13 protein-coding genes are annotated in these 18,470 nt (G+C 60.6%); 4 read left to right on the top strand and 9 right to left on the bottom strand.

Annotation, left to right across the window (positions count from 1 at the left end):
• Positions 1–30: 30 nt before the first annotated feature.
• Positions 31–2,832, bottom strand: coding sequence for a DNA polymerase I (gene polA, locus JQ863_RS02900; RefSeq protein ID WP_204112827.1), 2,802 nt, complete (start codon positions 2,830–2,832; stop codon positions 31–33).
• Positions 2,833–3,089: 257 nt separating this feature from the next.
• Between polA and JQ863_RS02895 the strand changes: the two genes are divergently transcribed.
• Together JQ863_RS02895 and JQ863_RS02890 are read left to right on the top strand one after the other, a co-directional pair.
• The gene (locus JQ863_RS02895) at positions 3,090–4,145 is read left to right on the top strand and encodes a saccharopine dehydrogenase (RefSeq protein ID WP_204112826.1); all 1,056 of its coding nucleotides are present in this window, start codon (positions 3,090–3,092) and stop codon (positions 4,143–4,145) included.
• A gap of 13 nt (positions 4,146–4,158) precedes the next feature.
• The gene (locus JQ863_RS02890; RefSeq protein ID WP_204112825.1) at positions 4,159–5,298 is read left to right on the top strand and encodes a saccharopine dehydrogenase family protein; all 1,140 of its coding nucleotides are present in this window, start codon (positions 4,159–4,161) and stop codon (positions 5,296–5,298) included.
• A gap of 69 nt (positions 5,299–5,367) precedes the next feature.
• On the opposite strand, the gene JQ863_RS02885 is transcribed toward JQ863_RS02890, so the two are convergent.
• The 3 genes from JQ863_RS02885 to JQ863_RS02875 form a co-directional block, all read right to left on the bottom strand.
• Positions 5,368–5,694 carry a DUF3775 domain-containing protein gene (locus tag JQ863_RS02885; protein WP_204112824.1) on the bottom strand — a complete coding sequence of 109 codons (327 nt, stop codon included), beginning with the start codon at positions 5,692–5,694 and terminating at the stop codon, positions 5,368–5,370.
• A gap of 96 nt (positions 5,695–5,790) precedes the next feature.
• Entirely contained in the window at positions 5,791–6,159 is a 369-nt protein-coding gene (locus JQ863_RS02880; protein WP_204112823.1) for a hypothetical protein, read from the bottom strand.
• Positions 6,160–6,222: 63 nt separating this feature from the next.
• On the bottom strand, positions 6,223–6,654 hold the full coding sequence (locus JQ863_RS02875; protein ID WP_204112822.1) for a cupin domain-containing protein: 432 nt from the start codon (positions 6,652–6,654) through the stop codon (positions 6,223–6,225).
• Between the two features lie 92 nt (positions 6,655–6,746).
• Here JQ863_RS02875 and JQ863_RS02870 point away from each other — a divergent pair, with 92 nt between their 5' ends.
• Positions 6,747–7,682 (top strand): LysR family transcriptional regulator, encoded by a 936-nt coding sequence (locus JQ863_RS02870; RefSeq protein WP_204112821.1) that lies wholly within the window; start codon positions 6,747–6,749, stop codon positions 7,680–7,682.
• On the opposite strand, the gene JQ863_RS02865 is transcribed toward JQ863_RS02870, so the two are convergent.
• The 3 genes from JQ863_RS02865 to JQ863_RS02855 form a co-directional block, all read right to left on the bottom strand.
• Positions 7,679–8,830 carry a DNA recombination protein RmuC gene (locus tag JQ863_RS02865; RefSeq protein ID WP_204112820.1) on the bottom strand — a complete coding sequence of 384 codons (1,152 nt, stop codon included), beginning with the start codon at positions 8,828–8,830 and terminating at the stop codon, positions 7,679–7,681. The two genes, JQ863_RS02870 and JQ863_RS02865, sit on opposite strands and share 4 nt — an antisense overlap.
• Positions 8,831–8,833: 3 nt before the next feature.
• The gene (gene mutL / locus JQ863_RS02860; protein ID WP_204112819.1) at positions 8,834–10,705 is read right to left on the bottom strand and encodes a DNA mismatch repair endonuclease MutL; all 1,872 of its coding nucleotides are present in this window, start codon (positions 10,703–10,705) and stop codon (positions 8,834–8,836) included.
• Positions 10,706–10,778: 73 nt separating this feature from the next.
• Positions 10,779–14,360 carry a hydantoinase B/oxoprolinase family protein gene (locus tag JQ863_RS02855; protein ID WP_204112818.1) on the bottom strand — a complete coding sequence of 1,194 codons (3,582 nt, stop codon included), beginning with the start codon at positions 14,358–14,360 and terminating at the stop codon, positions 10,779–10,781.
• Positions 14,361–14,526: 166 nt separating this feature from the next.
• Here JQ863_RS02855 and JQ863_RS02850 point away from each other — a divergent pair, with 166 nt between their 5' ends.
• The gene (locus JQ863_RS02850) at positions 14,527–16,278 is read left to right on the top strand and encodes a SulP family inorganic anion transporter (protein WP_204112817.1); all 1,752 of its coding nucleotides are present in this window, start codon (positions 14,527–14,529) and stop codon (positions 16,276–16,278) included.
• Between the two features lie 56 nt (positions 16,279–16,334).
• Here JQ863_RS02850 and JQ863_RS02845 read toward each other — a convergent pair whose 3' ends face one another.
• Positions 16,335–17,261, bottom strand: a complete 927-nt coding sequence (locus JQ863_RS02845; RefSeq protein WP_204112816.1) for a metal ABC transporter permease — start codon at positions 17,259–17,261, stop codon at positions 16,335–16,337.
• Complete coding sequence (locus JQ863_RS02840) at positions 17,258–18,463, bottom strand: metal ABC transporter permease (protein ID WP_204112815.1); 1,206 nt, start codon at positions 18,461–18,463, stop codon at positions 17,258–17,260. The genes JQ863_RS02845 and JQ863_RS02840 overlap by 4 nt, the downstream gene beginning before the upstream one ends.
• Positions 18,464–18,470: the final 7 nt, after the last annotated feature.

Genomic DNA, 18,470 nt, shown 5'->3' with positions numbered 1-18,470 from the left:
CCCAAATACTCTCGCCGAAGGCGCGTGAACCTAGTGCGCTTCTGCCCAGTTTTTACCCCGCCCCGCGTCCACGATTAGTGGCACGTCCAGATGCACCGCCGGGTCTGCCGCGCCCTGCATGACGTCTCGGGCGACTTCGATCACGGAGTCCACCGAGTCTTCGTCCACTTCAAAGACCAATTCGTCGTGGACCTGCAACAGCATTTTCGCCGGCAAGCCATTGATGGCGTCCGGCATGCGGATCATGGCGCGGCGGATGATGTCGGCCGCCGTCCCTTGGATCGGCGCGTTAATCGCGGCGCGTTGGGCAAACCCGGCGCGCGGCCCCTTGGCGTTGATCTCTGGCATATGGATCCTGCGACCGAACAGGGTTTCGACGAAGAGGTGTTCCTTCGCAAAGGCCTTGGTGTCATCCATGTAGGTTCGGATTCCGGGGAAACGCTCAAAGTAGCGGTCGATAAAGGCTTGGGCGTCGGCACGTGGAATACGCAGGTTCCGCGCCAATCCGAAGCCCGAGATACCATAGATCACGCCGAAATTGATCGCCTTGGCACGGCGACGCAGTTCTGGCGTCATCTCATCCATCGGCGTGTCAAACATCTCGGACGCGGTCATTGCGTGGATGTCGTGGCCGTCGCGGAAGGCCTGTTTCAGCGCGTCGATCCCGGCGATGTGCGCCAGGATGCGCAGCTCGACCTGGCTATAGTCGAGGCTGACCAGAAGCTTGCCCTCTTCGGCAACAAATGCCTCGCGGATGCGACGCCCCTCTTCTGTGCGGACAGGGATGTTCTGCAGGTTCGGATCGGTCGAGGCAAGCCGCCCAGTGTTCGCCCCGGTCTGCACATAAGACGTGTGCACCCGGCCCGTTTCGGCGTTGATGTGATCCTGAAGCGCGTCCGTATAGGTCGATTTCAACTTTGACAGCTGCCGCCAGTCCAGCACCCGTGCAGGCAGGCCATGTCCCTGGGCGGCGAGGTCTTCCAACACATCGGCACCGGTCGCATATGCCCCGGTCTTGCCCTTCTTGCCGCCCTCCAGCGCCATCTCATCAAACAGGATTTCGCCCAGCTGTTTTGGGCTTCCGACATTGAAAGACCGCCCGGCAAGTTCATGGATTTCCGCCTCCAGCCCGGCCATCTTCTGGGCAAAGGCATTGGACATGCGGCTGAGTGTATCGCGGTCGACCTTGATCCCGTGCCGCTCCATCTGCGCAAGCACCGGCGACAGCGGCCGTTCAAGCGTTTCGTAGACGGTGGTGACCTTCTCGGCATGAAGACGCGGCTTGAATTTCTGCCACAGGCGCAGGGTGATGTCGGCATCCTCGGCGGCGTATTTAACGGCTTCGTCAATCGGCACCCGGTCGAACGTGATCGCGGATTTGCCCGTCCCCAGAAGAGTTTTGATCGATATCGGCACATGGTCGAGATAGCGTTCGGACAACGCATCCATCCCATGCCCGTGCTGCCCCGCGTGCAAGGCATATGACAGCAGCATCGTGTCGTCGATCGGTCCAACCTCGATCCCGTAGCGGGCAAAGATCTTGCAGTCATATTTGGCGTTCTGAAAGATCTTCAGGACCGAGTCGTCCTCCAAGAGCGGCTTCAGCATGTCCAGCGCCAGGTCCAACGGCAACTGGCCTTCGGCCAGTTCGTTGTCGCCGAACAACCCGTCATCGCTGCCCTTTCGGTGCGTCAGCGGCACGTAAGCCGCTTCGCCCGCCTCGACGCAGAGACAGACACCAACCAGGTCGGCGACCATCTCGTCCAACCCGGTGGTCTCGGTATCGACTGCGATCCAGCCCTTGTCGTGGGCTTTGTCGATCCAGGCCTGCAAGGCAGCGACATCGCGAACACACTCATATTTGCCGTGGTCAAAGGTAATTGCGTCCGGCTTGTCCGCCTCTGCCGCAGCCGTGGGTTCTGCGATGACTGGCGCCTCGACACCCATCCGATCGGCGACACGTTTTGAGAGGGTACGAAACTCCATCTCGGTCAGGAAGGACAGCAGGGTCTCAGGGTCGGGGTCACGGACTTCGAGATCGTCCAGTGTGCAATCAAGGGGCGTGTTGCAGTCCAGTTGCACCAGCCGTTTGGACAGTTCGATCTGGTCACGCATCTCGATCAATGTCTGGCGGCGCTTGGGCTGCTTGATCTCCTCGGCCCGATCCAAAAGGGTTTCGAGATCACCGTATTCGTTGATCAACAGCGCAGCAGTCTTGATCCCAATCCCCGGCGCACCCGGCACGTTGTCGACCGAGTCCCCGGCCAGCGCCTGAACATCGACAACCCGTTCTGGGCCGACCCCGAATTTCTCGACCACGCCGTCACGGTCGATGCGCTTGTTCTTCATCGCGTCCAGCATCTCGACCCCGCCGCCGACCAGTTGCATCAGGTCCTTGTCGGACGAGATGATGGTGACCCGTCCGCCCGCTTCGCGCGCCTGACACGCAAGGGTGGCAATGATGTCATCGGCCTCATAGCCCTCGATTTCCTTGCAGGCGATATTGAACGCCTCGGTCGCGCGACGGGTCAGTGGGAATTGCGGCACAAGATCCTCGGGCGCAGGGGGGCGATTGGCCTTGTAGAGGTCATAGATTTCATTGCGGAAGGACTTGCCGGAATAGTCAAATATCACGGCTACGTGGGTCGGCGCATCCGGCCCGCGGTTTGCCTCGACGAAACGGTCGATCATGTTGCAGAATCCTGCCACTGCCCCGATGGGCAAGCCATCGGATTTGCGCGTGAGCGGGGGCAGCGCGTGGTAGGCGCGGAAGATGAAGGCCGAGCCGTCGATCAGATGCAGGTGGCACCCCTTTCCGAAACCGTCACTCATTTCGCGCACTCCCGTTCTGACTTGGCTCCTTGTTTCTGCCACGGGTCCGCCCGTTGTGCCAGCCGGAAACGGGGTTAGTGGCGCGGTCCCCCTGCCCGCCCGTGACGGCCATTCACCCCAAGGAGTTTTGCGGAAGTGAAGGCAACGTTTCGCACCCTCTACACTAAATCACATAGGGGGTGTTCTGGGCGACCGCATCGCCTTGTCATCGCCGGACGGGAATGGTCTACAGTTTGCCGCGAAGGGGAGTTTGTTGGATGACACACATCTGGGTTCGGGCCGAACAGCGGCCAAACGAAGAGCGCGTCGGATTGACGCCTGAGGGCGCCAGGGCCCTGCTGGGCAAAGGGTTCCAAGTAACCGTTGAGGAAAGCTCGGTCCGGGCAATTGGGATTGACGGATACAAAACCGTCGGTTGCCAGATCGCAGCTGAGAACAGCTGGCCGGATGCGCCGCAGGACGCGATCATCTTCGGGCTGAAGGAGCTGCCGGAAGACGGCACGCCGCTGGTACACCGCCACATCATGTTCGGCCATGCTTTCAAGGGGCAGCATTCGGGGCGCGCACTGTTGGAGCGGTTCAAAGCCGGCGGCGGCGTACTTTATGACTTGGAATACCTCGTTGATGAAACCGGGCGCCGGGTTGCCGCGTTCGGCTATTGGGCCGGGTATGCGGGCGCTGCTGTCAGCCTCAAGGCATGGGCCGCGCAGCAAGGCGGTGCGACCTGCGGCCCGGTGGGTGTCTATTCTGGGAAGGATTCTCTGCTGGCCGATTTGGGTGCAGAGCTGGACGCCACCGGGGAGGCACGGCCAACGGCACTGGTCATCGGCGCCTTGGGGCGGGTGGGCACCGGCGCGGCCGATCTGTGCGAAGCGCTGGGCGTGGCTGTCACAAAATGGGACATGGCGGAAACCGCCCACGGTGGCCCTTTCGCCGAGGTGCTGGATCACAACCTGTTCCTGAACTGCATCTTTGCCCGCCCCGGCACTCCGGTCTTCGTGCCCAAAAGCGCGCTGACCGCCGACCGCAAGTTGACCGTCATCGGCGATGTCGCCTGTGACCCGGACAGCGATTACAACCCGGTTCCGGTCTATGACCGCGCCACAACCTGGGATGCCCCGGTGACACGCGTACATGACTCACCCCCACTGGACGTAATGGCGATTGACAACCTGCCGTCGATGCTTCCGGTCGAAAGCTCTGAGGACTACGCTGCACAGCTTCTGGACAGCCTTTTGACGCTGGACCAATTGGACGGTGGCGTGTGGGGTCGGGCCAAGGCTGAATTCGACACCCATATCAACGCACTTTGAACGGAGATTTGACATGACTATTCATTGGTGCGGCACTGGCCTCTCGGCGATCCCCGGCCTGCGGCGGCTGGTTCAGAACGGTCGGGACGTCGTCGTCTGGAACCGGACAGTACAGAAGGCAAAGGACGTGGTCGGAGACATTGTGACCGACATTCGTGCTTTTGACATGGACGCCATCGGCGGGGCGGTACAAGGCGGCGACGTCCTCGTTTCGATGCTGCCCGCGGATCATCACGTGCCATTGGCAGAGCTTGCAATATCCAAGGGCGCACATTTCGTATCCTCGTCCTATATCGCTCCCGAGATGCGCGCACTTGACGACGCTGCGCGTGACGCGGGCGCGGTACTGGTCAACGAGGTCGGACTGGACCCCGGCATCGACCACCTGATGGCGCACAAGCTGGTTGCCGATTACCGTGCCTCGGACGCATATGATGGCGAAAACACGATCAGCTTCATCTCTTATTGCGGTGGCGTGCCGAAGATCCCAAATGCCTTCCGCTATAAGTTTAGCTGGTCGCCGCTGGGCGTGCTGAAAGCGCTGCGGTCGCCGTCACGGTCGATCCGCGACTTCGTGGAACTTCGCGCAGACAGGCCCTGGGATGCGATCTCGGACTATGACGCGCCCTTGCCGACACCGGAAAGGTTCGAGGTCTATCCCAACCGCGATTCGATCCCATTTATGACGGATTACCAGTTCGACCCGGCCTGGAAGGTTAAGGATTTCGTGCGTGGCACCCTGCGCCTGAACGGCTGGTCCGAGGCATGGACCCCGGTTTTCCGCGAGATCGAAACGCTGCAAGGCGCCGCCGGAGACGCGCGACTGAGAGAAATGTCGGACCAGTTCTGGGCCGAGAACGCCTATGATGATGGTGAACCGGACCGCGTTGTCCTCTGTGTGGGGCTTAAGGCGGAAAAGGACGGGACCGAAGTCTGGCACAAGACTTATGTGATGGATGCCTGGGGCGACAAGCGCGGAACGGCGATGGCCCGACTGGTGTCGGTTCCGGTTTCTCTTGCGGTCGAGTCGGTGTTGAACCGGGAAATCGCGCCGGGTGTCCACGCCGCACCCAGCGATCCGAAGCTTGTGAAAAACTGGTTGTCTGAAATCGACACCCTGGCGCAGCATCTGCAGGTCGTTGACCACGTCTGAGAGTCGACCACTCCCAAGTGAAAAAAGGGGCGACCCTCGGAACCGCCCCTTTTCCAATCCAGCGGCAGGTCAACCGCGGCGGACCAGGTCGTCTTCTTCGCCGCTCAAAGAAATGCCAAGTTCTTCCATGCCGTTTTCAAGATGATCTGACAGGTGCGGCGACCCCAGAAGGTAATCGACTGTCGGGATCGTCGCCTCGGCCTTTGCGGTCTGAATTGCCTCTTCAAGATCGTCGGCAGAAAAGCTTTCCCGCCCGATCCACATGACCGCCACCAGACTGGCCAGCTCATCTTCGTTCAAGCGGTCTATGAAGCCACGCAACTCTCCTTCTGCCCGGCCAAGTTCGCGGGACATCAGGACGACCTGAGCGACTTTCCACGGGGAAATCTCCAACATCTCGCGTCTCCTTTCGTTTCCTTTGCAGCTTATCACAAAGCGAAACGATCCCTGAGTCTTTGATCTTGGACAAATTCCCCGCTTTGCGACTCTCCTTCAGGCAGCGCGTGAACGCACCACGGTGTAGAGAAAAATCAGCATCGACAAAATCGCCAGAACTGAGCCCAGCTTGGCCAGGGTTTCACCGGTTTCACGCAGGGCCTGAACAATACCCGGCACCATGACCACCACGGCCAGCACGGTGACCGCAAGGTGAATTTTGGCCAGAATGGTCTCGGCGACGGCCGGAACAAGGTGATAATAGACCGCAAACAAGGCCATCGTGACCCAACCAATCAGGTTGAGATGGGCATGAGCCGGCGCCAACGAATGGTCACCTGAGGCTGACATCTGGATACCCCAGGCCATCCCGATTGTTGCACTCAGCGCCGCCAGTGCCATGAACCAAAAAGAAACTCCACGCATTTTTCCCTCCTGCATACGGTTCCGTATTGTTGTTGTGTGACGAGTTATTGCACAGACCCAAGACTACTCGTGACCAAGAGGCGGCCCAGTGAACCGCAAGTTGTAGCCAGCGCCGATTTCGGCGATGCGCTTCATGTCGTCGGGTATCGTCAGCCCTTCCTGGGCAACATCGGCAAAGAAGGTTTCGAACCCGCCGGGCGTCATGATTGTCAGCATACGCGCGGCCAAGGTTCCAGCCACGCGGAAGGTATGTTCGCGCCCGCGCGGAATGAATACCACATCTCCGGCCTGCGCTGTTGAAATTTCTCCGTCCATCCAGAAATCAACTTCTCCCGTCAGCACATAGAATGTCTCGTCCGCGTCGTCGTGAATGTGACGCGGTGGCCCATAGCCCGGCTGATCGGTACTTACAAACATGCCAATGGCGCCGCCACTTTGCTGCTTCGTCAGGGCGATACGGTAGTCCACCCCCTGCCAGGTCACTGTTCGCTCCATCTTCGTGGTGTCCTCCTGTTGTCGATTGCAGGGCTAGCATGGCGGGCGACTATCTAGCTGTGAAACAAATGTTTTTTATGGTATCTATTTACATGATTAATTTTCGAACTCTTGATCTCAACCTCCTGCGGGTGCTTGATGCGCTGCTGCAGGACCCATCGACAACGCGCGCGGCGGCGTCACTGGGCCTGTCGCAATCTGCCGTTTCCGCCGCACTCGGACGTCTGCGGCATGCATTGAGCGATCCGATCCTGATCCGCGAAGGTCAGGCGCTGGTACCAACCGATTTCGCGCGTCAGATCGCCCCGGAGTTACAAACCTGCCTACATCAGATCGAAACCCTTTTGACCGGGCCGGATGTCTTTGATCCAGGAACGGAAACATCAAGTTTCAAGGTGTCCGGGTCAGACTATTTCTCGGAACTTCTGATGCCGCGTCTGGCCGATCTGATGGCCGTGGAAGCACCCTATATGACCGTCCAGCAGGTCGATCTTGTACCCGACGACTACACCCGGATTCTTGAGGACAGCACCATCGACCTGGCTCTGATTCCGCGTCAGGACTTTCCCCGCTGGATCGGCTTCGACGTCATGGGAACATCCGGGTTCACCGCCGTAGCGCGCACCGATCACCCCCGGCTGAACCGGGCCAGTGTAAAACCGGGTGACACCATCCCAATCGACCTATTCTGTGACATGGGTCACGTGCTGTTTTCGCCCGAAGGCAAACGCGGCGGCATGGGGGACGCAGCCCTGGCGCGAGTTGGACGTGAACGTCGGGTTGTGATGACCCTGCCGGTCTTTAGCGGCGTGGCCAATGCCGTGGCCTCGAGCGACCTGATAGCGCTGCTGCCAACAGCGTTTGCCAGCCGCATCGGGGCGCGGCTTGGGTTGCAGACCTATGATGCGCCGATGGAGACACCGCGGGTTGAACTTTGCATGGTCTGGCACCAGCGCAGCACCAACAATCCGGCTCATGCCTGGTTGAGGCAGAATGTTCTGACGATCATGCGAGACGTGCTGGACTAGTCTGGCTTTGTCAGTGGAACGACACGGGCATCGCTGTCCGGTGCCAGTTCTTCGAAGTCAAAGTTGTCGAGCTTCCCTGCCCGTTTCCCCGCCCGTTCTGCGGCCGTGGTGATCCCTTCTACGTCGCGACGGGCTTGATCGAAATGGATTTCCAGCTTGCCTGCCCTTTCCAGCACGAGTTCGACGTCGCGGTGCAACTGCCGCAGCATGTGCCGGATCGCGCCCGCCTGTTCGCGCATCCGCGCGTCCTTCAGGATCGCCCGCATGGTGTTCAAAGTCGCCATGCATGTGGTCGGGGACACGATCCAGACCCGCGCCGCGAACCCTTCACGTACCAGTTCAGGGAAATTGGCGTGCAACTCGGCATAAACCGCTTCCGAGGGCAGGAACATCAACGCGCCATCGGCAGTTTCGCCGTCGATGATGTAGCGCTCGGAGATATCCTTGATGTGCTTCTTCACCGATGCCCGCAGCAAACGCGCCGCCTCGTTCAGTTGATGCTGAGTCTCGGCGTTCCTGAGTGCTTCATAGGCCTCCAGCGGAAACTTGCTATCAATCACAATGGGACCGGGCGGATTCGGCAGATGAATCAGGCAATCGGCCCGCTTTCCATTCGATAGCGTATGTTGCAGCGTGAAACTGTCCGAAGGCAGCGCCTTGGATACGATGTCGTTTAGCTGGATCTCACCAAATGCGCCGCGTGTCTGCTTGTTTGACAGGATATCTTGCAAGGACAGCACGTCGCCGGACAGCTTGGTGATGTTTTCCTGCGCCTTGTCGATGGTTTTCAGACGTTCTTGCAACTCGCCAAGCGAATGCGCCGTCCGCCTGGACGAGACCTGAAGGTTCTCGTTCATGTGGTTTGACACTTCGGCCAGCCGTTTTTCCATCAATTGCAGCATGTTGGATTGCGACGCGGCTTGGGCTTCGGCCACGTGGGTCAAGCCGCCGGCAAGTTGTTGTTGCCCATCCGACAGGGATTGCACCCGTTGCCCCAGCACGTTCATCTGCTGCGACAATGGCGCAGCCACCCGTGCCGCGCGACCCGCAGCGCGGATCGAAAGGATCAACAGAAGGATGACCAGACCGGCAATCCCAAGCGCGATCAGCGCAACCTGGTCGAGCGTATGGGTTCCGATTGTGATCATGGCTCAGGTCCGTCCAAATAGCCGTTCGATATCCGACAGCTTCAATTCCACATAGGTGGGCCGCCCGTGGTTGCATTGCCCGGAATGAGGCGTCGCCTCCATCTCGCGCAACAGCGCATTCATCTCTTCTGCCCGCATCCGGCGGCCCGACCGGATCGAACCGTGACAGGCGACTCGCGACAGGATCGCTTCGATCTTTTCCTTCACCAGCTGGCTTTCGCCAAGGTCGTCAAGCTCGTCCAGAATGTCTTTCAGCATGGCCTCGGCATTCACCTCACCGAGAATGGCGGGGGTCTCGCGCACCGCGACGGCCCCGCCGCCAAAGGGTTCGATGGTCAGACCAAGCTGCGACAGGTCGTCGGCCACGTTGAGCAGACGGGAACAGTCGCCTTGGGACAGTTCGACAATTTCCGGGATCAACAGTGCCTGCGCCGCGACTCCGTTTTCAGCCATTTGGCGTTTCAGCTTTTCATAGACAAGTCGTTCATGCGCAGCATGCTGGTCGACGATGACCATGCCGGTGGCGGTCTGGGCGATAATGTAATTCTCATGCACCTGCCCCCGTGCCGCACCCAGAGGGAAGTCCTCGGCCGCTTGCGGATCGTCGTTTTCAAACACTTCGACCCGGGCACTGACCGGCCCCGCGGCCTCGGCAAAACCGGGTGTATTGAAGGATGGCGCTTGCGCTGCATACGCCATCGTACGGGCGGCGAGGGATGGGCGATCCATCTGATAAACACGCGCGCTGGGCTGACCCTCACCCACCCCTGTAGGTTCGGGACGGAAGGCCCCCAGTGTCGCGCCGGCAACCGTGGTTGAAGCGCGATGCCCCGCCTCGGCCAGCGCGTGGCGCAGACCTGTAACGATCAACCCGCGTGCAAGGCCGGGATCCCGGAACCGGACCTCGGACTTGGCGGGATGCACGTTCACGTCGACAAGCTGGGGGTCGCAGTCAATGAACAGCGCCACAGCGGGGTGTCGGTCTCGGCTGAGGAAATCGGCATAAGCGCCGCGCAGGGCCCCGACCAAAAGCTTGTCCCGTACCGGTCGGCCATTCACGAAAAGGTATTGCGCCACGGCGGAACCCCGTGAGTAGGTCGGCAGCGCCGCATAACCGGTCAGGTGCAATCCCTCACGCGTGGCGTCGATCCTGAGCGCGTTTTCCGCAAATTCCTTGCCCAGAATTCGCGCGAGCCGGCCATGCAGCGCATCGAACAAATCTCCGGTCTCGGCATCGGCGCGGAATGTGATCCTTCCCTCACCGCCGCCCGTGACATCGCGCAGGGTGAAGGCCACGAAAGGCTCGGCCATGGCAAGGCGTTTGATCACATCGGTAATTGCCTGCGCTTCGGCCCGATCCGTTCGCATGAACTTGAGGCGGGCGGGCGTGGCATAGAACAGGTCCCGCAGCTCGACGATCGTGCCCTTTGTCAGCGCGGCGGGTTTCACCGGCTTCATCGTGCTGCCTGAGACCGAGATTTCGGCTGCGTCGTGACCCTTGGCGCGACTGGTGATGGTCAGTCGACCGACCGAGCCAAGACTGGGAAGCGCCTCGCCCCGGAATCCGAATGTGTGAATGTCGAGAAGGTCTGAACCATCGATTTTCGACGTCGCATGGCGGGATAGTGCCAGCGGCAGTTCGTCGGGCGGGATTCCGCATCCATCATCTGTGACACGGATCAGGGTTTTGCCACCGTCGGCATAGGCAATGTCGATCCGGGTGGCACCCGCATCAACCGCGTTTTCAACCAGTTCCTTGACCGCTGAGGCAGGGCGCTCCACGACTTCGCCCGCGGCAATCCTGTTGATCGCCGCTTCGTCCAATTGGCGGATTTTCGCGCGATTTTCGCTTATTTTGGGGTCAACGGCCTGCATGACGCAAAACCTAGCATGGCCTGCGGCGATTCTGAAAGGTCAGAAATCTCCAGCCAAAAGGACAGGAACCACTTTAGTCCGGCTTCCCCCAACCGCCGCCGCCGGGCGTGGCAAGACCGAAAACCGCCCCTTCTGGAAGCTCGATTTCGTCATTGCCTTGCAGGTCAACGCGGCGACCATCCGGCATCTCGGCCCAGTTCATGCCAACGGCCCCCGTTGCACCGCCATCAACGCCGAATGGCGGTATGATCCGATGCGAACACAGGGTTGTCACCGTCACCGGCTCAAGGAATCGCAGCCGACGCCATGAGCCATGCCCTCCGCGCCAGCGTCCGTCTCCGCCCGAGCCGTCGCGGACCCCGAACTCTTCCAGCCGCACCGGAAAGCGTTTTTCAAGGATTTCGGGATCGGTCGAGCGGGTGTTGGTCATGTGCGTCTGCACAGCATCGCAGCCAATGAACCCCGGTCCTGCGCCAGTGCCACCGCAGATTGTTTCATAGTTCTGGAACCTGTCGTTGCCCCAGATGAAATTGTTCATTGTCGCCTGCGATCCGGCGATCACGCCCAGCGCGCCAAACAGCGCATTACAGGTCAGCTGACTGACCTCGGTGTTCCCGGCGATGACGGCAGCCGGATAGACCGGGTTAAGCATAGACCCTTCCGGCACGATGATCCTGAGCGGTTTAAGACAACCTTCGTTCAGCGGGATATCGGCCCCGACCAGCGTGCGGAAAACATAGAGAACCACGGCGCGGCAGACCGCCTGCGGCGCGTTGTAATTGCCGTCATGCTGATCACTGGTGCCGCTAAAGTCGATCACCGCCTCGCGCACAGCATGATCGACGCGGACCTTCACCTTAATCGTTAAACCGATATCTGTGGGATAGATGAAATCGCCATCGGACAAACGGTCAATGACGCGGCGCACCGATTCCTCGGCATTGTCCTGCACGTGCCCCATATAGGCCTGCACAACGTCCAGCCCGTAGTGGTCGACAACTTTCAGCAACTCGCGTCGGCCGGTTTCATTTGCGGCAACCTGCGCCTTGAGGTCGGCGATGTTCTGATCGGGGTTGCGCGCGGGATAGCGGCCGCTGGCCAGCACGTCGCGGGCGACATCTTCCTGCAGGACGCCCGCCTTCACCAGCCGCACGTTATCGATCAGCACGCCTTCCTCGTCGATATGGCGGCTATCGGGCGGTCCGGACCCCGGCGTGCGGCCGCCGATATCGGCGTGATGCCCGCGCGAGCCCAGCCAGAATACCACTTTGCCATCATGGAACACCGGCGTCACCACCGTGACATCAGGCAGATGCGTGCCCCCGTTATAGGGCGAGTTCAGCATGAACGCATCGCCATCGTGGATGTCCCCGGCGTTCTCTCGCATGACGGTGCGGATGCTGTCGGACATCGAGCCCAGATGCACAGGCACATGCGGCGCGTTGGCCACAAGATCGCCCGCGGTGTCGAAGATCGCGCAGGAAAAGTCCAACCTTTCCTTGATGTTGACTGACCATGACGTGTTGGCAAGCGTTGCCCCCATCTGGTCGGCGACGGACATAAACAGGTTGTTGAACACCTCAAGCAGAACCGGGTCGGCCTCGGTTCCGGCGGCGCGGGCGCGGGTCAGGTTTTGCACCCGTTCAAGGATCAGGTTACCAAGGTCATCGACACGTGCCGACCAGCCGGGTTCGATCATGTTGGTCCCAGTGGTTTCGGTGATGATGGCAGGACCTTGAATTGCGACGCCGGGCTTCAAACCATCGCGAGCGAACAGCGGCACGTCCCGCGCGTCACCCCCAAGATGAACCGGGATCCGCGCAGCTGGCTTCCCCTTGCCCTTTGGGACAATCGCGGCCGGGGCCTCGCCAGTTGTGCCGATGGCCTCGGCACTGATCATCTCAAACAGAACGGCGCGTTCCGGCGAAGTAAAGCCAAAGCGTTGGCGGTGGGAACCTTCGAACGCGGCAAGCATCTGCGACTTTGAGCCAAAGGGCACTTCCAGCGCCTGGTGCGAGCCGTCATAGCGCAAATGCGCGCGCGTCTCAGTGCGGATGTCGGAAACGCCTTGCGCCCGGACTTCGGATTCGGCCTGCTTGCGCAGATCGGAAAGGGCAGCAGTTGCCTGTTCCATCGCCGAAAGCGGCACGTCCAGTTGCGCCTCGCGCATGGCGCGGATCTCGGCCAACCCCATGCCATAGGCGGACAGAACCCCGGCATGCGGGTGAATGAAGACCCGTTTCATGCCTAACGCGTCAGCCACCAGACAGGCGTGTTGCCCCCCCGCCCCGCCAAAGCATTGCAGCGTGTATTGCGTCACGTCGTGACCGCGCTGCACGCTGATCTTCTTGATGGCGTTTGCCATGTTGTCGACGGCGATCTTCAAGAACCCCTCGGCCACCTCTTCCGGCGCGACGGCAGGTTTCCCCGTTGCTTTGGCAATCTCATTGGCCAGTGAAGCGAATTTCCGACGCACCACATCGGCGTCCAAGGGCTGGTCTCCGTTAGGACCGAAAACATGGGGAAAGTGATCTGGGTTCAGCTTGCCCAGCATCACGTTGCAATCGGTCACTGTCAGAGGCCCGCCGCGTCGGTAACAGGCAGGGCCTGGATCGGCACCGGCGCTTTCCGGGCCAACCTGATAGCGGCCATCCTCAAACTTGCAGATCGAACCGCCCCCCGCGGCGACGGTGTGAATATCCATCATCGGCGCGCGCATCCGCACGCCAGCGACTTCGGTCTCGAAACTACGCTCGTAGTCGCCGGCATAATGGCTGACATCGGTCGAGGTTCCCCCCATGTCAAAACCGATCAGTTGGTTGAACCCGGCAGCCTCTGCCGTTTTGACCATACCGACGATCCCCCCTGCCGGCCCCGACAGGATCGCGTCCCGGCCCTGAAACAGGCTGGCATCGGTCAGGCCGCCATTCGACATCATAAACAAAAGGCGATCACACGCGCGCCCCATGTCCAGTGCCTCGGCGACCTGTTCGACATAGCGACGCAGAATGGGCGACAGATAGGCATCCACAACCGTTGTATCGCCGCGTCCGACCAACTTCGCCAACCGGCTGACGTCGTGGCTGGTGCTGATCTGGGTAAATCCGATATGGCGCGCAATTTCGGCCGCGCGGATTTCGTGCGATGGGTTCAGATAGGCATGCAGCCCGGCAATTGCGATGGCGCGGATACCCCGATCAAAGGCAACCTGCATCGCATTGCGCAACGGCGCTTCGTCAAGCGGACGGACCAATCCGCCCTCGGAATCCAACCGTTCGTCCATCTCGACCACATCTTCGTAAAGCAGGTCCGGGCGCTTGATTTCCAGGTCGAACAGGCGCGGGCGGGTCTGATAGCCAATGCGCAGCAAATCCCGGAAACCCCGGGTGATGACCAAGAGCACGCGCTCCCCCTTGCGTTCCAAAAGCGCGTTTGTTGCCACCGTCGTGCCCATCTTTACCGCTCGGATCGAGGCATCGGGGAAGTCTCCGGTCACGCCCATCATCTCGCGGATGCCCTGAACGGCAGCGTCGGCATATCGTTCCGGGTTTTCAGACAAAAGCTTGTGCGTCTGGACCGACCCATCGGGTCGTCGCGCCACAACATCGGTAAACGTGCCGCCACGGTCGATCCAGAACTCCCAACTGCCGCTCATACCTGCCTCCTGCGTGACCCTTCAAAGATCACCGACAGGCATCCCCCCGCCTGATCGGATTGTCAACGTCCTGCGCGGAAACCTCGGCCATGTCGATTTGCACTTCACAAATTCCATTTTCTGAATATATACATCGCAACCGCACCTTTTCGAATGAGAACACCCGATGAAACTGCCTGTTATCGACCGCGCCGCGCTGGACCGCCATCTGCCGATCCTTGGATGGGCGCGCAGCTACGACCGAAACGTGTTCACCTCGGACATGGTTGCAGCTGTCATCGTCACGATCATGTTGATCCCGCAATCGCTGGCCTATGCCCTTCTTGCAGGGTTGCCGGCTGAAATGGGGCTTTACGCCTCGATCCTGCCGCTTGTTGCCTATGCGATATTCGGAACTTCGCGCGCGCTGGCTGTCGGGCCGGTGGCCGTGGTCTCGCTGATGACAGCGGCGGCGGTCGGTAACCTGGGCCTGTCTTCACCGGCAGAATATGCCGCCGCCGCAATCACGCTGGCGTTCATATCGGGGGTGATCCTGACCGTGATGGGGGTGCTACGATTGGGGTTCCTGGCGAATTTCCTGTCCCATCCGGTCATCGCCGGGTTTATCACCGCCTCTGGCATCCTGATCGCTACCTCGCAATTGAAACACGTCCTTGGTATCGAGGCGCATGGCCACAGCCTGGTCGACCTGGTCGGCTCACTGATTGCGCATCTGCCCGACACGAACCTCATTACCCTGGCAATCGGTGCCGCGACCGTTGGCTTCCTTTTTTGGGTGCGAAAAGGGCTGAAACCGCTTCTGCTGAAAGCCGGTCTGAAACCACGGCTGGCCGACATCCTCGCCAAGGCCGGGCCCGTTGCCGCGGTGGCGTCGACCACGCTGGCGGTCTGGGCTTTCGATCTGGCCGAGAAAGGCGTCAAGATCGTTGGAGAGGTACCAACCGGCCTGCCGCCTCTGACCCTTCCGTCCTTTTCGTCCGAGGTCTGGTCATCATTGTTTGTCTCGGCCCTGCTGATCTCGGTTATCGGCTTCGTCGAATCCGTCTCGGTGGCGCAGACATTAGCGGCGAAGAAACGTCAGCGCATCGTGCCAGACCAGGAATTGGTGGGGCTTGGCACCGCCAATATCGCGGCGTCGCTTTCGGGTGGGTATCCGGTAACAGGCGGCTTCGCACGCTCGGTCGTGAACTATGACGCAGGCGCCGAGACACCCGCAGCCGGTGCCTATACCGCCGTAGGTATCCTGATTGCGGCGCTGGTGCTGACGCCCCTGCTGTTCTTCCTGCCCAAGGCGACCCTGGCGGCAACCATTATCGTTGCCGTTCTTTCGCTGGTTGATTTCTCGATCCTGCAAAAAGCGTGGAGCTATTCAAAGGTCGATTTCGCAGCTGTGGCGTCGACGATCCTTCTGACCCTTGGCTTCGGGGTCGAGGTCGGCGTCAGCGCAGGGGTGATCCTGTCCATCGCTCTGTTCCTGTACAAAACCTCGCGCCCGCATGTGGCCGAGGTCGGAGTGGTCCCCGGCACCCAGCATTTCCGCAATGTACTGCGGCACAGGGTCGAAACCCATCCCGCTGTCGTCACACTGCGGGTCGACGAAAGCCTGTATTTCGCGAATGCGCGTTTCCTTGAGGACATGGTTCTGGACCGCGTCATCAATGACGCCCCGCTGCGCCATGTGGTACTAATGTGTTCAGCAGTGAACGAGATCGACATGAGCGCGCTGGAAAGCCTTGAGGCGATCAATACACGACTGGATGAGATGGGGATCAAGCTTCACCTGAGCGAGGTCAAGGGTCCGGTCATGGACCGCCTGAAACGCAGTCATTTTCTGGAAGACCTGACCGGCAAAGTCTTCCTTTCACAATATGACGCGGTCCGTGAACTGGTTGGAACGCAGACCCAGGCCGCAGAGTGAACGCACCATTTGGCGCGTACCTGCGGCACGAGTACTTTGCACCAGTGAAGTTTCGGTCAACTTGCCGGGGCGCCGGTACGGGTGCGGCAGGGGCCGAACAGCGCTGCAAGGGCAAGGATCGCCCCCGATACGGTGGCGATCATCCCGGCCGCGCTGACCGCGTTATCCCGCCCCAGCCAGAGCGGACCATAGCCCGCCAACACGTAGCCAAGAGCGGCGGACAGCACCGCGAAGACGACACTCCAGCCGATCTGGGTTTCAAGCCGATTGGTCATCAGCCGCGCGGCGGCGGGCGGGCATATGAACATGGCGATCACAATGATCGACCCCACCGCATCAAAGGCCGCCACCGCGGTCAGGGCTGCGACGATGACGAGTGCCAGACCAATCAACGTCGTCGGCATGCCCGCTGTGGCGGCAAAGCCCTCATCAAAGGTCGAAATCTTCAAGGGGCGCCACAGGATTGATGTGAACGCAATGACAAAGAGGCAGGTCAACCCGATGCGTGGCAGTTCGGGGGGCAACCCCGCAAGCGCCACCGGATCCAGCAACGATTGCCATCCGACTGCGTCCAGCCAGATCAGGCTTTCGAGATTGCCATAAAGCGCGTGTTCGACGTCCAGATGGACCGACGAAGTGTCGGATTGTTCCAGAAGCAGCACCCCGGCGGCAAACATGGCAGTAAATGTAACACCCATCGCCGCGCCGGGCTCGATGCGACCCAGTCGCCGGATCGCCTCGATCAGACCCACGGCAACCACCGAAGACCCCATCGCGCCCAGCATCATCGGCCCAGCGCCCACGGTACCCGTCACAAGGAAAGCAACGACAATTCCAGGCAAAACGACATGACTAATGGCATCCCCGATCAACGCCTGTTTGCGCAGGACCAGGAAGTTGCCGGGCAAGGCGCAGGCAACCGCAGCCAGTATCCCGATCAGCAAGGGCGGCAGAGACAGTGGGACAAACTCGGCGCCACTCATGACGTTACCTCGCGCGGGGCACCGATACGGTTGTCGATTTCGGCAATCTGATCGACAGTCAGCACAGTTTCGATTCCTGCCAGCCCATCATATGATAGGGCCGCTGCGGCAAAATCAGGGTCAGAGCGGACCAGTTCCCAGCGTTTTTCGTCGCGTAGAGCCTTGGCAGCACGGGCACGACCTTCGTCGGTGGCGACCCCGTCAGCGCGCGCCAGACCCGCGCGGCGCAACAGGCGCAAGGTCAGGCGTTCGTAGATCGGTTGCCCTTGGGCAAGTGCTAGCAACCCCTGACGCAAATGCACCCGCCGCTGGAACCGAAGATGCCGCGTCAAAGCCGCCAGCAGTCCGCGCCCCGGTGCAAGAAACAGCGACAGAACGAACAAACCGAAACAGACCAGCACGATGATAGGCCCGGTTGGTAGGGCCGGAGCCGTGGCCGAGATCGCCGCTCCGGCCCATCCCGAAAGACCTCCGAACAGACCCGACAGAAGCGCAACGACCTCCATCCTGTCCGACCAGAACCGCGCCGCAACCGGCGGAATGATCAGCATCGCGACGACAAGGATAAGCCCGACGATCTTGAGACCAACGACAGTGACCGCCAGCGCCAGGGTCATGATGACAAGATCAATCCGTGCGACGTTGAACCCGCGAGCGGCGGCATATTCCGGGTCAAAGGCCACCAGCCCCATGGGGCGGCGGAACAGCAGAACCGCCAACAGGGTCAGCGCGCCCCCGGCAGCGATTACCACCGCATCATTGAACAGCATCCCTGCTGTCGAGCCCAAAAGGAAACTCTCCAATCCGGCCTGACGGCCTGTCGACATGGTCTGGATCACCGTCAGGATCACGATGCCAAACCCGAAAAAGACTGAAAGAACCGCGCCGATTGCCGAATCCTCGGACAGGCGAGTGCGGCGTGTCAGTGCCGAAACGCATAAAAGCCCGATCCCGGCCGACAGCGCCGCGCCCAGAAGAAGGCCCGGCAGGAAACGGCCCGACCCGCCCACCAGCGCCATCAGCACAAAGGCAAGCCCGACACCCGGCAGGGTCGCATGGCTGATTGCATCGCTGAGAAGCGCCTGTTTTCGCAGGTAAAGAAAAGTGCCGGTCACACCGGCGGCAATGCCCAGAAACCCCGCGCCGATCGCCACCAGCGAGGCGTTGTAGCCAAGTTGCAGGAAAAGCGCGTCGAACAGCATGGGACCG

Origin of the sequence: Shimia biformata, assembly GCF_016888515.1 — a bacterium.
Lineage (GTDB): Bacteria > Pseudomonadota > Alphaproteobacteria > Rhodobacterales > Rhodobacteraceae > Shimia_A > Shimia_A biformata.
The sequence above is the reverse complement of the archived record's forward strand: the minus strand, read 5'-3'. Positions and strand labels throughout refer to the sequence as shown.

Excerpts from the sequence above, each read along its gene's own strand:
- JQ863_RS02855 (WP_204112818.1), bottom strand. The coding sequence starts at position 14,360 with ATGAGCGGCAGTTGGGAGTTCTGGATCGACCGTGGCGGCACGTTTACC.
- JQ863_RS02865 (WP_204112820.1), bottom strand. The coding sequence starts at position 8,830 with ATGATCACAATCGGAACCCATACGCTCGACCAGGTTGCGCTGATCGCG.
- JQ863_RS02850 (WP_204112817.1), top strand. The coding sequence starts at position 14,527 with ATGAAACTGCCTGTTATCGACCGCGCCGCGCTGGACCGCCATCTGCCG.
- JQ863_RS02885 (WP_204112824.1), bottom strand. The coding sequence starts at position 5,694 with ATGTTGGAGATTTCCCCGTGGAAAGTCGCTCAGGTCGTCCTGATGTCC.
- JQ863_RS02845 (WP_204112816.1), bottom strand. The coding sequence starts at position 17,261 with ATGAGTGGCGCCGAGTTTGTCCCACTGTCTCTGCCGCCCTTGCTGATC.
- JQ863_RS02890 (WP_204112825.1), top strand. The coding sequence starts at position 4,159 with ATGACTATTCATTGGTGCGGCACTGGCCTCTCGGCGATCCCCGGCCTG.
- JQ863_RS02875 (WP_204112822.1), bottom strand. The coding sequence starts at position 6,654 with ATGGAGCGAACAGTGACCTGGCAGGGGGTGGACTACCGTATCGCCCTG.
- JQ863_RS02895 (WP_204112826.1), top strand. The coding sequence starts at position 3,090 with ATGACACACATCTGGGTTCGGGCCGAACAGCGGCCAAACGAAGAGCGC.
- JQ863_RS02840 (WP_204112815.1), bottom strand. The coding sequence starts at position 18,463 with ATGCTGTTCGACGCGCTTTTCCTGCAACTTGGCTACAACGCCTCGCTG.
- JQ863_RS02880 (WP_204112823.1), bottom strand. The coding sequence starts at position 6,159 with ATGCGTGGAGTTTCTTTTTGGTTCATGGCACTGGCGGCGCTGAGTGCA.
- JQ863_RS02870 (WP_204112821.1), top strand. The coding sequence starts at position 6,747 with ATGATTAATTTTCGAACTCTTGATCTCAACCTCCTGCGGGTGCTTGAT.
- polA (WP_204112827.1), bottom strand. The coding sequence starts at position 2,832 with ATGAGTGACGGTTTCGGAAAGGGGTGCCACCTGCATCTGATCGACGGC.
- mutL (WP_204112819.1), bottom strand. The coding sequence starts at position 10,705 with ATGCAGGCCGTTGACCCCAAAATAAGCGAAAATCGCGCGAAAATCCGC.